This window comes from Streptomyces sp. NPDC058239 (assembly GCF_042882185.1).
GTDB lineage: Bacteria > Actinomycetota > Actinomycetes > Streptomycetales > Streptomycetaceae > Streptomyces.
In genome coordinates, this window is the sequence record NZ_JBHVWS010000038.1 from 18167 (window position 1) to 31349 (window position 13183).

At 70.5% G+C, this 13183-nt stretch carries 8 protein-coding genes and 1 pseudogene; 3 read left to right on the forward strand and 6 right to left on the reverse strand.

All coding sequences use genetic code 11. The features are described from left to right. Positions 1 to 3: 3 nt before the first annotated feature. Both ACFVYE_RS31620 and ACFVYE_RS31625 read right to left on the reverse strand, forming a co-directional pair. Positions 4 to 1194, reverse strand: coding sequence for a serine hydrolase domain-containing protein (locus ACFVYE_RS31620; RefSeq protein ID WP_389607815.1), 1191 nt, complete (start codon positions 1192 to 1194; stop codon positions 4 to 6). An 85-nt stretch (positions 1195 to 1279) separates the two neighbouring features. Further along, the gene (locus ACFVYE_RS31625; protein ID WP_383971740.1) at positions 1280 to 1921 is read right to left on the reverse strand and encodes a TetR/AcrR family transcriptional regulator; all 642 of its coding nucleotides are present in this window, start codon (positions 1919 to 1921) and stop codon (positions 1280 to 1282) included. A 111-nt stretch (positions 1922 to 2032) separates the two neighbouring features. Between ACFVYE_RS31625 and ACFVYE_RS31630 the strand changes: the two genes are divergently transcribed. The 3 genes and pseudogenes from ACFVYE_RS31630 to ACFVYE_RS31640 all read left to right on the forward strand — a co-directional run bounded on the left by ACFVYE_RS31630 (position 2033) and on the right by ACFVYE_RS31640 (position 5655). After that, on the forward strand, positions 2033 to 3589 hold the full coding sequence (locus ACFVYE_RS31630; RefSeq protein WP_383971738.1) for a long-chain fatty acid--CoA ligase: 1557 nt from the start codon (positions 2033 to 2035) through the stop codon (positions 3587 to 3589). 192 nt (positions 3590 to 3781) lie between these two features. Beyond that, positions 3782 to 4144, forward strand: a pseudogene (locus ACFVYE_RS31635) (acyl-CoA dehydrogenase family protein); the annotation flags it as partial. A 137-nt stretch (positions 4145 to 4281) separates the two neighbouring features. Continuing rightward, positions 4282 to 5655 carry an MFS transporter gene (locus ACFVYE_RS31640; RefSeq protein WP_383971735.1) on the forward strand — a complete coding sequence of 458 codons (1374 nt, stop codon included), beginning with the start codon at positions 4282 to 4284 and terminating at the stop codon, positions 5653 to 5655. Between the two features lie 20 nt (positions 5656 to 5675). Here the strand turns inward: ACFVYE_RS31640 and ACFVYE_RS31645 are convergent, their stop codons facing one another. From ACFVYE_RS31645 to ACFVYE_RS31660, 4 genes are all read right to left on the reverse strand, one after another. Further along, positions 5676 to 6287, reverse strand: coding sequence for a TetR/AcrR family transcriptional regulator (locus ACFVYE_RS31645; protein ID WP_383971732.1), 612 nt, complete (start codon positions 6285 to 6287; stop codon positions 5676 to 5678). Positions 6288 to 6389: 102 nt separating this feature from the next. Then, the gene (locus tag ACFVYE_RS31650) at positions 6390 to 10118 is read right to left on the reverse strand and encodes a S8 family serine peptidase (protein WP_389607816.1); all 3729 of its coding nucleotides are present in this window, start codon (positions 10116 to 10118) and stop codon (positions 6390 to 6392) included. Between the two features lie 165 nt (positions 10119 to 10283). After that, entirely contained in the window at positions 10284 to 11504 is a 1221-nt protein-coding gene (locus tag ACFVYE_RS31655) for a Glu/Leu/Phe/Val dehydrogenase dimerization domain-containing protein (RefSeq protein WP_389607817.1), read from the reverse strand. Beyond that, positions 11501 to 13123, reverse strand: a complete 1623-nt coding sequence (locus ACFVYE_RS31660) for a 5-guanidino-2-oxopentanoate decarboxylase (RefSeq protein WP_383971724.1) — start codon at positions 13121 to 13123, stop codon at positions 11501 to 11503. The genes ACFVYE_RS31655 and ACFVYE_RS31660 overlap by 4 nt, the downstream gene beginning before the upstream one ends. Positions 13124 to 13183: the final 60 nt, after the last annotated feature.

A 13183-nucleotide genomic window follows, 5' to 3' on the forward strand; every position in this document is an offset into this window, starting at 1 on the left:
CTTTCAGATCCCGGCGTCGAGGTGGGTGCCGATCCGGATGAAGGCCTGGACCAGCGGCGCCGGGGGGACCGAGGGCGACATGACCTGGGAGGCGAAGTGCGCGATGACCAGGTCCAGTTTGGGGGAGATGAACAGGCGCTGTCCGTGGATGCCGCTGGCCATGAAGGACTCGTAGGGGTCGTTCAGGATCCACCAGAGGTCGTGGTACGACAGCGTGGCGGGCGAGTCCGGGGGTGCCGCCGGGAAGCGGACCCGCCGGGGATAGCCGTCAGGGGTGCCGGTGGCGATCGTCGTGGCGATGCTTTCGGGCACGATCTGACGGTCACCTACGGCGCCGCCGCATCGGATCATCTCGCCGAGCCGGGCCACGTCACGCAAGGTCGCGCTGAAGCCGCCGCACGCCGCTTCGGTTCCTTCGGAGTCGAGGATGTAGTAGGCGTCCTCCTCCATCCCCAGCCGGGACCAGATCACCTCGCTGAGCAGCGCGGACGTACTGATGCCGGTGACACGGCGGAGGACTTCCGCGAGGGCCTCGACATTGCCGTTCTCGTAGCGGAATTCCGTGCCGGGCTTGCCGGTGGCCCGGGCGGTGGCGAGATGTTCGCGGATGCTGGTGGGGCCGTTGTAGCCGTAGGGGCGCAATTGCGGGGCGAGGATGGCGAAGTACCGCTGGGCCTCGATCGCCTTGTCGAAAGGCCGGTCGGCGTAGCTCATCAGGGTGCCCATGTGCAGCAGATCGTCGACCCGTGCCTCTCCGAACGCTGTTCCCGTGAGTTCGGGGACGTATCGGGTGACGAGCGCGTCGCGGTCGAGCAGCCCCTGGTCCGCGAGGATCGCTGCGAGGAGGCCGATGTACGACTTCGCCGCCGAAGCGTTGAAGTGCGGCACATGGGATTCGTATCCGTGCAGGTAGCGCTCGTAGACCACGGTGCCGCGGTGCATGACGAGGAAGGCGTCCGTCTGGGCGGCGGCGAAGAACGTCGGCAGGGTCAGCGACCGGCCGCCGGACGTGGTGAACTCCAGCGCTTCGAGATCCTGCGGTGCGCAGGGAACGTCGAGCGGCTGCGTCCTGCCGCGCCATACGCGCCGGCTGGGCACGGTCTCGCGGCCGGACGTGGTGTGCCGGCGTACCCAGGCCGGGTCCGTGAATCCGCGCGCCCAGGTCAGCTCGGTCAGCGAAGGTGTTTCGGTCATGCGCCCACTCCTGTCGGTGCTGCCAACTGATCAGTACCGTACAGCGTGTCCAGAAACGTGGCCAGGTCCGGTCGGGCCGGCGGGCCTATGAGCCCGCCTCGTCCACTGGGGGGTCGAAGGCGCCCGGAGCGTCCGAGGGGGCGAGTCCGGAGGCCCAGACGCGGCCGTACACGGACAGATCCCGGAGGTGTCCGGTGATCTCGGCGGCGCCGTAACCGGTGTCGTTCTCGACCCACCAGGTCAGCACGCCGATGAGCTCGCCGGTCCAGGCCCGGGCGATGACGTCGAACGGGATGCGCGGTGCGACGCCGAGCTGCGCCGCGCGCTCGCGGAAAACGGTCTCGACCCGCTCGCAGATGATCCCGGAGAACTCGCGCAGGGCACGCCCGTCGCCCTCTCCTCGGAGAATGACCTGGTAGACCCGCCTCTCCTGCTCCGCGTGCCGGAAGATGTAGAGCACCGGGAGGCCGGTGAAGCCTTGTGTCTGCGCCTGTTCGACCGCGGGCAGAAGGCGCTCGCGGTCCTCTGTCAGATCCCGGACGATGCCGAGGAGCAGGTCCTCCTTGTCCCGGTAGTGCGCGTAAAAGGTCGCGCGTGCGACATCGGCGCGCTCGGTGATCTCTTCGACGCTGAGCGCATGGAATCCCTTCTCCAGGACGAGGTCGACGAGGGCCGCGCGCAGGGCGCGGTGGGTGCGGCGGACACGGCGGTCACCTGCAGTCTTCATGCCCTGGATTATTGCGTCTTCCTTTCGAACCGTTGACCGGCAGGCTGTCGCGCGTTACGTTTCCCGTCATCGAGATCGTTTACAGACAGATTGTTCAGTTACGGAGTCGTCATGAACCTCGGGCGATATGTACGCAGGACCAGCAGCCACCATCCCGAAGCCGAAGCCGTCGTCTGCGGCAGCACGCGGCTCACCTATGCCGCCCTCGACGAGCACAGCGACCGGCTCGCCGCCGCGCTGCGCGCCCTCGGTCTGACCGCCGGAGACTGCGTCGCGACACTGGCGGCCAACCGCGCCGAACTCGTCGTCACCGAAGTGGCCCTGTACAAGGCCGGACTTGTGCGCGCCCCCGTCAACGCACGCCTCGGCGTACAGGAAGTGGCCCATCTGCTGCGCGAGTCACAGGCCCGGGTGCTTCTCGTGGACGCCGCCCATCTGGAGACGGCCAGGCAGGCCGTGCCGGGCAGCGAGGTGAAGAGCGTGATCGGTTTCGACGGACCGGGCGAGCTCGGTCCCGGCTATGCCGAGGTCCTTGCCGCAGCCCGCCGCGAGCCGGTCGATGTCGACTGCGACGAGGACGACACAGCCGTGCTGCACTTCACCTCGGGCTCCACCGGCAAGCTCAAAGCGGCGACACAGACGTACGGCAACCGTCTCGCCCTGATGCGCAAGTCCGTGATGACCGCGCACACCCGGGTCGGCCCCGGGGACAAGCAGATCCTGGCCGGCCCCGTCACCCATGCCTCCGGCATGCCGCTGATGGGCATCTTCTTCGCCGGCGGATGCGCCGTCGTCATGGAGCGCTGGGATGCCGAAGCCTTTCTCGCCACCGTCGAACGGGAGCGCGCGACGCATGCGTTCGTGGTACCGACCATGATCAATACAGTGCTCGCACTGCCTGACCGGGGCGCCTACGACGTCTCCGGCCTGCGCCAGCTCATGTATGGTGCCGCGCCGATGTCACCGGCGCGGATCCGCGAGGCGTGGCAGTTGTTCGGCCCCGTGCTCTCTCAGGGATACGGCTGCGGGGAGACCACCTCCGGCGTGCTGTTCCTGTCGACCGACGACCACCGGCGCGCGATCGAGGGCCAGGACGAGGAGCTGCTGCTGTCCTGCGGCCGTCCCCTCGCCGAGGCCGAGATCAGGATCGTCGACGACTCCGGTGTCCAGGTCGCCGACGGCGAGATCGGTGAGATCGCCGTCCGGGGCCCCGACGTCGTACCCGGTTACTTCAACGAACCCGGCCTGACCGCCGAGACCTTCCATGACGGCTGGTTCCATACCGGCGACCTCGCGCGGCGCCGTGGCGACGGCTACATCTTCATCGTCGACCGCAAGAAGGACATGATCATCTCCGGCGGTTTCAACATCTACGCCGTCGAGGTCGAATCCGCCCTGCACCAGCACCCCGACGTGTTCGAGGCGGCTGTCGTCGGGATCCCGGACTCCGAATGGGGCGAAGCCGTCAAGGCCGTCGTTGTCCTGCGCGACGGCGCGGAGCTTCAGGAGAGCGAGCTCATCGACTTCTGCGCGTTGCGGCTTGCCCGCATGAAGAAGCCCCGCTCCATCGACTTCACCGACGCCCTTCCCCACAACCCCAACGGCAAGATCGACCGCCGTGCCATCCGCGAACGCTACTGGACCGGTGCCGAACGCCGCGTGCACTGAACGGACACCACTCATGACCTTCACCCTCGAACCGTCGTACGACGACAACCCCCGTCTGCAGGAGCTCGTCGAAAGGCTCCGCACCTACCTTCGCGACGAGTTGATCCCCTTCGAACAGGAACGGGGCATCACTCCCGAGACCGAGGCCGACCGGCCCGTCCTGGAACAGGTGTGGAAGCGAAGCCGTGAAATCGGTTCGTCCTCGGCCGCCCGCTGCTCGCCCTCCAGGCCATCCAGCACAAGCTCGCCGAGATGGCCACCGACATCTACGCCGCCCGTTCCATGGTGATGGCCACCGCGGCCAGGGGCCGGCGCGCTGGATGCCGTTGGAGATCCGACGGGGGCGCCGCCATCGGTGTCGAGGCGAACATGTGCGAGCTGTTCACCTCCGAGTCCTGCTTCCGCGCCGCCGACCAGGCCGTACAGATCCATGGCAAGGCCGGACCGACCCACGGTCACGAGGTCGAGCAGATCTTCCGCACGCTGCGCATGTTCCGCATCGTCACCGGCACCACCGAGATCCACAAGAACGCCATCGCCGAATCGCTCGTGTGACCCGGCGGGCGGGGAGCTCCCGGGCCCGGCCCGCCCACCGGCTCACCACACGCCCACGAGCACGGCACAGGCTCGTGCGGACCCTCGACACACCAGCTGGGCCCATCTGCACCCCCGCACCCGCGCAGGAGTCACCCATGGTCACCCGCCCCACCGAGCCCGTCACCGGCCGCGCAGCCCCGCACCCGAGCGTGCCCGAACCCCGCTACGATCCCCGCCGCGCCTGGCTGATCACTGCCCTGATCGTGGCCTTCATGGTCATCAACTACGCCGACAAGTCCGTCCTGGGCCTGGCCGCCGTCCCGATCATGGACGAACTCGACATCAGCAACGGCACCTACGGTCTGATCTCCAGTTCCTTCTCTCTCCTGTTCAGCCTCTCCGGGCTGCTCGTCGGCTTCACCGCGTCCCGCATATCGAGCCGGATACTCCTGTTCACCCTGACCATCCTGTGGGCCGTCGCCCAGCTCCCGGTCCTTTTCGTGGCCGCTGTTCCCACGCTCATCGCCGGCCGCGTGCTGTTGGGAGCCGCCGAAGGGCCCGCGGCCCCGATGTCCATGCACGCCCTGTACAAGTGGTTCCCCACCACCAGACGCGGACTGCCCTCCGCGCTCCAGATTGGTGGAGCAGCTCTCGGCACACTCATATCGGCGCCCCTGCTCACCTGGCTCATCAGCGACTTCGGCTGGCGCTCGGCGTACGCGGTACTCGCGGTGACCTGTGTCGTCTGGAGCCTGACCTGGCTCAGGCTCGGTCACGACGGCCCCTTCGGGCAGGACGGCTCCTTCGGACACGCCCACGAATCCGCGGCTGCCGCAATCCCGCCGTCGGGCCGTCTCCTGCCCTACCGCAGACTCCTGCTGAACGGGACCGTACTCGGCTCCATAGCCAGTGCTTTCGGCGCGGCCTGGGCCCTCTCCCTCAGTCAGGCATGGCTCCCGACCTATCTGAGAACACAGCTGGAGATGACGCCCGCCCGCGCGGCCACCACCATCAGTGCCATCTCCGCCTTCAGCCTCGTCCTCCTGCTGACCCTCTCCCCGCTCGTCGACGCCCTGAAATCGCGCGGGGTGTCCAGCCGCTGGTCCAGCGGTGCCCTGCAGGGCGGCGCCGTGGTCGTCGCAGGTACCGCGATGGCCGTCTTCCCCTTCGTCGATGCGTCCGGTCCGCGCCTCGTGCTGATCGGGGTGGCCTTCGGCGGACACGCCATCGCCATCCCCCTGCACTACATGACCACCGCGGAAGTCGTGCCCCCGCGCCAACGAGGAGCACTGTTCGGCATCGTCGCGGCCACCGGCACGCTGCCCGGCCTCGTCGCCCCCTTCCTCACGGGCCGCATCATCGACACCGCAGGCTCGGAATCGGCCGGTTACCTCGTGTCCTTCCTCATCGCCGCCGCGGTCATGCTCGCCGCCGGGGGCTTCGCCATCGCCGCCGTCCGGCCCGAACGCGACGCCGTACGGCTCGGCATCCCCCACCCGGACCGCCGGGAAGCCGACACGCCGGGGTGATCCACCGGCGGAGACGCGCTTCAGGCCGTCAGCGCCGCACGGTCGATGCCGAGTTCCTGGGCGAGGGCCTCATCGGTCCAGGCCAGCATCGTGGCCCGGGAGAGCGGACCCGCGTACGACGTCATCTGCACGGCCAGGCCGTCCAGCAGGGCGGTCAGCCGCCAGGCCACGGACATCGGGTCGTCGCAGTGGAACTCGCCCGCGGCGGCGCCCTCTTCGATGACCTCGGCCAGTTCCGCCTTCCACTGCTGGTCGAGATCGCCCGCCACATTGCGCAGCGCCGGATCGCGCAGCGAGGCCGCCCAGCCCTCGATCCACAGCCGCCAGCCCTTGGCCTGGCCCGTCGGGGCGTACCAGCGGACGGCGGCGCGCAGCCGCCGTACCGCACTGGTGCGGCGGGTCAGCAGCTTGCGCAGATGGGCGAGGTCGGCCTCGGCGGCATGCGCGAAGGCGGCCGCGACCAGCTTCTCCTTGGTCGAGAAGTGGTAGAGCACGAGCGCATTGCTCACACCGAGCACAGCGGCCACGTCGGCGATCCGTACCGCCGCGACCCCCCGCACCTCGATCTGTTCGACGGCAGCGCGCAAAAGCTCCTCACGCCGTTCCGCCACGCTCAACCGCACTCTTGCCACGGCGTCACCCTAACGAATGCGCGGGGCCCGGGCAGGCCGGGGGCGGAGCCGCGTACGGCCCCGCCCCCTGTTCATCCGACGCCGGGGCGCCGGCCTGCACCGTCAGCACCAGATGTCGGCGCAGCCGGAGTTGTACGCGTCGATCAGGGTCTCCGTCAGCGAAGCACCGGAGCTGTCCGTGACGGTGGACTTCAGATCGACCTTGGCGGTCCCGAGGGCCGGCACGGTGACCTTCCAGCGGCCGTCCGCCCCGCGAGCCGCCGGGGCCTGCTTCCAGTCGGTGCCGTCCGTTGCGTACCAGACCTTCAGCGAAGCGATGGGAAGCGCCTTCCGGCTGCCCTGCGCGGACAGGCCGACCGTGTAGTCGAGCGGTTTCGCGGGGTCGGCCGCGTTCTCGCCGGTGAGCGGCAGCCGGTAGTCGAGGTCCAGCAGCCGGGCCGGTGCGGCCGACTTCTCGTGCCCGGAACGCAGACGCCACTCGCTGGTGACCCGCGTCCCGAGCATCCAGGTCACCGGATCCGGCGACGTACGCGTGGCATCGACGGTCAGCCGGTACCAGCTCTCCTTGCGCGGCAGGTCGAATGTGGCGCGTCCCGGTGCGGCATTGCGGGCCAGCACCTCTCCGCGGTCGTCCGCCAGGACCGTGCTCCCGCTGTCCGCACCCGGTGCCGTCTCGGCCCGGTGTCCGGCCGCGTCGGAGAACACCGGGAGCGCCACCTTCAGCTTGTCGCCCTCCCTGACGATCTGGGCGGCACCGGCCTGTTTGCCGAGCGCCGGGTTGAAGGGGGCGGACATCCAGTCGTCCCGGTAGTCACCGTCCTTGCGGTACACGGTGGGTGGACCGCTCAGCGTCCCCAGCGGGTAGACGCGGTCGGCGACGTCGTACTGGTAGTGGAAGGTCGCCGTCGTCCATGCCACGTCCGGGGAGAAGTACAGCGTCTGCTCCGACGGCGGACGGTAGCGGGTGACCTGCTGGTAGAGCGTCAGTCCGTGCCAGGTGGTCCAGGCGTACATGCCCTTGGGGTCGGACGGGTAGCCATGGGTGCGCTGTGTCGTCCGCACCTCGGCCAGCTCGGACCGCCGGTCGAACCACTCGGCCCCGGCCGGGACCCGGCCGTCGACCGAGTGGTGCAGATAGTAGGCGTCCGCCCCGGTGCTGACGCCGTCGAGCGTCAGGGTCAGCGGCCCCTCGGCCAGCCGGTCCCGCAGCGCGGGCACGCTGGCCTCGTCCAGCCGGAGCACCGGCGTCGGCCGGTAGACGGAGAGCCCGTAGCCGACGTACAGGATGGCGGCCGTGCCCGCGTCGGTCAGTTTCTGGTAGAGCGCGTTGTTGAACGAGGTCTGGCTGGTCGCCGGTGTCCACAGCACGATCCTGCCCTTGAGGTCCATCGCCGCCGGGTCGGTCTCCGCCCCGGTGCCGATGTCGACGACCTCGCCGGTCGCTGTGCCCAGCCAGCTGTAGATGCTGTACTGCGACAGCAGCAGCTTCAGCGCGTTCGCCGAGGAGCCGGGCTCGTGCGCGTCGACCTCGCGCTGCTGCCAGCTCAGCCCGCCGAAGAAGGTCAGCCCGTCCAGTGCCGCCCCGGTGGTGGGCACGGCCTCGACGCGGTACTGACCGGCGGAACTCGGTGCGATCAGACCGCTGTCCACGGCGCCGGAACCGGTGTTGATCCGTGAGGCGATGCCGGTGGCCGACTGGAGGGCCACCCGGGCGGACCCGTCGTCCACACCGATCCGTACCGGCTTCGCGTCCTCGGTGTCCAATGCGACCGAGGTGTCCTGATCCACCGCCACCCGTCGGGCGAAGTGGATCGCCGTGGTGCCGACGACGGTGTTGGCCACCTTGTCGTACTCCCAGGTGTGCCCGAGGGCCCGGTAACTGCCGCGCGGCAGCGTCACCTTCTTCGGGGTGGTGCCTGTCAGCCCGATCAGCTGGGACGCGCCGGTCTTCTCGTTCTGCAGAACCACACCCGTCGAGGTGGCCTCGCTGCCCTCACGCGGCGCGGGTCCGGTCAGGGTGAGGGTGTACGTCTCCGGATCGGCCTGAATCGAGACGGGCACGGTCGCCCGTCCGCCTCCCGGCCAGGTCGCCGTCACGGCACCGCCGTACGTCGTGCCCGCCTCGACCCGCGACGGTTCGAGCGTGACCGTCGAGACGGCGGAGGAACGCGCCGGCACGGTCAGCGTCCGCGCGGCCAGGCGCACCGCACCGCCCTGCCCGGCGGAAAGCCTCAGCCTCACGGGCTTGTCAGTGGTGTTCGTCCAGGTCAGCTCGCGGCTCCGGGGCTCGGCGGAGGCGTTCGGGTACGTGGTGTGGGCGGCCAGCGTGGCGGGTTCGGCGAGCACCGCGGTGGCCAGTGCGGCCGGTACGTCGGTGAGGCCCGATCCGGTGTCGGAGACTGTCGCACCGTCCACCGGCGCGGCGCTGCCGATCAGTGCCGCCTTCAGCCGGGCGCCGGACCAGTCGGGGTGCCGCTGGGCCAGCAGAGCCGCGGCGCCCGCCACATGCGGGCTCGCCATCGACGTACCGGAGAGGGAGGCGTACCGCTCGGTGACGGCGGCGTCGTCCAGGGTACCGGCGGCCCGCGCGGCAACGATGTCACTGCCGGGCGCGGAGATCTCCGGCTTGACGGCGGGCCGGCCCTGACGCGGGCCGCGTGAGGAGAACGCCGACATCTCACCGGACTTGGTGACCGAGCCGACCGTCAGAGCGGCGTCGGCGGCACCGGGCCCGCTGATCGTCCGGTCGCCGCTGTTGCCCGCGGCGATGACGAAGAGCGTGCCGTGCTCGGCGGAGAGTTTGTCGACGGCGGCGGACAGCGGGTCGGTGCCGTCGGACGCCACGGTCGAGCCGAGGCTCATGTTGACGACCTTGACGTCCTGGTCGACGGCCCACTGCATGCCCGCCAGGATCCAGGAGTCGTAGCCGTAGCCGTCGTTGCCGAGCACCTTGCCCTCGACGAGCTCCGCACCCGGTGCGACCCCCGCGTACCGGCCCGCGGAGGCGGCCCCGGAACCGGCGATGATCGAGGACACATGGGTGCCGTGGCCCTGCATGTCCTGCACGTCGCCGTCTCCGGTGAAGTCCTGCGAGGCCACGACGGCGCTCTTCAGATCGGGGTGGTCCCGGTCGTATCCGGTGTCGAGAACGGCAATTCTGGTGCCCTTCCCGGTGATCCCGGCACGATGCGCCCGGTCGGCGCCGATCTGCGGTACGGACCTGTCGAGTGTGGCCCGCACCCTGCCGTCGAGCCAGACCTTGCCGATGCCCTCGGTGCGGGCCCGCGACTCCGTGCCGAGCTGCTTCCAGACGGTGTCGGCCGACTTCTTCGGCACGTTCAGCGCGGTGGTCTGTGTGGTCGGGAAGGCCGCGGCGACCCGTGCGCCCTTCGGGGCGCCGGGGCTCCCGGACGACGATGCGGCACCGCCGACAAGGATGCGCAGCGAGTCCGTATCGGCGTCCGCGTACCCCGAGGCGACCAGCTCGGTCACATCGAACAGCCGCCGGTCCACACGGCCCCGGGAGATCTGGCCCATGGCGTCGATCGGTACCGCGTACTCGTGGCCCCCGGCCCGGAATCGGGTGAAGCCCATGCCCTCGCGGCCGGTTCCCGGCACGATCGAGCTGATCTGTACGCCGTCCCCACGGCCGGAGTACGTCACCACATCGCCGGTCAGCAGGGTGACGGTGCTGCTCCCGCCGGCCGTTTCCGGGGATGTGGACGGGGCGGCGAAGGCGGGTGTGTTGTCGGCGGCGGCGGGCAGTGCTCCACCGGCAAGGGCGGCGGTAAGCGCGGTGGCGCAGACCGCCGCCCATCTGGTCCGTCTCATTCTCACCTCGTGAACTCGTGTGTTTTCAGGGGGTGGTGAGGTGAGAGTGTCAGGAGCATGGCGGATTGGAGCCGGGTCGGGGCTGGCGGGAAGCTGCCATGGCAGCTATACGCCGTACATGTGGACGGTCGGCCACAACAGCCTTGACCGGCAGTGCAGTTGGGCTCAGCGGTACCAGCCGAACCGCTGCGCCATCACCGGCAGCCGATCGGCGACGATGGCATGGGCGGCGGCCCGCGGGGTGCAGCCGTCGGCCTCGGCGCGGGCCAGCATCAGGTCGATCAGGGCCCGCATGGAGCGGCGGGTGTGTCCGAACGCCTCGTCGGCGTCAGCACCGATGTCACCGAACAGTGTCCACCACCACCAGGCGTTCGTACCGGAGTTGACGACCACATCCGGCAATACCGTGATCCCGCGCGCCGCGAGCAGTGCCTCCGCTTCCGCGAGCACCGGCATGTTCGCCGCCTCGACGACCCAACGGGCCTGTATACGCGCCTGGTTGGCGGTATCGATCGCGTACGAAACGGCTGCCGGTACCAGTATCTCGGCCTCCTGCTCCAGCCATGCGTCCGCGGACAGCTCCCGGTCCCCGTCCCGGAGCGCGCCGCGGTCCACCGTTCCGTACCCGTCCCTGGCGGCCAGCAGCGCCTCGACATCCAGGCCGGCCGGATTGGCGATCGTGCCCTTGACGTCGGCCACGGCGACCACCGTCAGCCCGGCCCGCGCCAGGAACCGCGCCGTCGCCCCGCCCATGGTGCCGAGCCCCTGTACGGAGACCCTGGCCTCCCGGTACGGGACGCCCGCCCGGTCCAGCGCCGCGAGCGCCGACTCGGCGACACCGCAGCCGCCGACCAGCTCGTCGAGCCCGATGCCGTCCACCTCGACGGCGAACGCGTCGGTGAGACGCTGCCGGGCCGCCGTCTCGTCGTCGAGCAGGGGATAGACGGCCTGGATCGAGGAGACGAGCCCGGCCTCGGCCGCCGCCCGGTCCACGATGTCCTGGGTGAGCCCCAGGTCCTCGCCCGTCGTCCACACGTTCTCGATGTACGGGCGCACGGCCCGTAGATAGCGGACCAGAACGCCGTAGGCCTCCGGGTCGCGTGGGTCGCAGTCGATGCCGCCCTTCGCGCCGCCGAGCGGTATGTAGTGGGCCCTTGTGTCATCGGCGTCGAAGTGAAGGGCCTCCTTCATCGTCATGCCGCGGGCCAGCCCAGCGACCTCGTCGAGCGTGCAGCCCGCCCGCATCCGCAGCCCGCCGCTGGACACGCCGCGCACCAGCCGGTCGACGACCAGGTGCCCCTGGCGGCCGGTGATGTGGTCGGTCCAGGTGAGCGAGATCAGGGGGGCGGACGGGGTGGTGGGGCGGGACACCGAAGGTGTCGTCATCGGGAGGTCTCCTCGGTCACAGTGATCACGGTGGGCCCGGGGGTGGTCAGGGCCAGGGACAGGGCGCGGGCGAGCGCCTCAGGGGTGTCGGCGCGGGTGCCGTGGCCGCCGTACGCCCTCGCCAGCGCGGACAGGTCGACGGACGGCAGATCGACGCCCGTGGGGGTGTCGCCGCGCGCGGTCATCTCGTCACGGATCTCCCCGTAGCCCCCGTTGTCGAACACCACGACGGGCAGCGGCAGCCGCAGCTGGGCGGCCGTGGCGAGCTCCTGCACGGAGAACTGCAGCCCACCGTCCCCGCTGAGCGCCACGACCTGCCGGTGCGGGTACGCGGTCTTCGCGCCGATCGCCGCGGGCAGCGCGTAGCCCAGGGTGCCGAAGCCGGTCGGGTGCAGATAGCGCCCGCGCGGGCCGACGGGCAGGTGGGGCAGGGCGCCGTAGTAGCAGCACTGCGCACTGTCCGAGGTCCAGATCGCGTCGGCGTCCAGCACGGCCCGTGCAGCCCGCAGATACGGCACCCAGCGGGCGTCGCGCTCCGCGGTCTCGGCGTCCCGCGCGGCGCGCAGCGCCCGCACCGCGGCGGCACCGTCCCGCGCGCCCGATTCCCCGGTTGCCTCCTCCAGCGCCCCCCGCAGTGCCTCCAGCGTGGGGCGCGCCGCGCCGACCAGCGCCAGATCGGCGGGCAGTCCCGCGTACATCTGGGCGGGGTCGATGTCGACCCGGATCAGCGTGCCGTCCAGCGGCGGCGGTGCGGACCACAGATCGGACTCGGCCAGCTCGGTGCCGACCGCGAGCACCGCATCGCAGTCGGCCAGCCACTTCTGTACGGACGGGCTGTGCAGCGACACCCCGAGCGACAGCGGATGCGTCTCGTCGACGATCCCCTTGCCGTTGGCGGTGGTGACGACCGGGGCGGCCAGGGCCTCGGCGAGCGCCCGGCACCCGACGGACGCGGACCGAGCCCCTCCGCCGAGGATCACGGCGGGCCGCCGGGCAGAGCGCAGCACCCGGGCCGCGTCCCGGAGCGCGGGCCCGGCCGGGCCGGGGGCGGACAGCGGTGGCGTGAGCCGCACCGGTCCCGCGGGCTGCGCCGTCTCCAGCAGATCCAGCGGTACCTCGATATGGACCGGGCGCGGCCGCCGGGTACGGAACAGGGTGAACGCACGCGCCACCGCCGAGCCGATCTCCTCGACCGTCGACACCCGGTGGCTGAACGCCGCGACCGCGCGCAGTGCCTCGGTCTGGCTGCGCATCTCGTGCAACAGACCGGTCGGCTGCCGGGGGTGGCACAACGGCATCCCGGGCGACACGACCAGCAGCGGCACGCTGTCCGAATACGCCTGACCCACCGCTGCCGTGATGTTGAGCAGGGCCGGCCCGGTGGTGGTGATCGCCACCCCGGGCCGCTCGGTGACCCGTGCGTACGCATCCGCCGCGTATCCCGCGCCCTGTTCGTGCCGGGGCGTGACATGTGCGATGCCGTACGGGGCCAGATGCCGGTAGATCTCCAGGTTGTGCGTTCCCGGAATCCCGAACGCCCTGGTGACCCCATGTGCCGCCAGGGCGCGGACCACGGCTTCACCGCCGGTCGGCGACGCGTTTCCCGGCTGTTCGAGCACGCCGGCTCCCTCCATTGACAGGCCGATACCAACAGATCGATTTACTGAATCGCCGGTCAG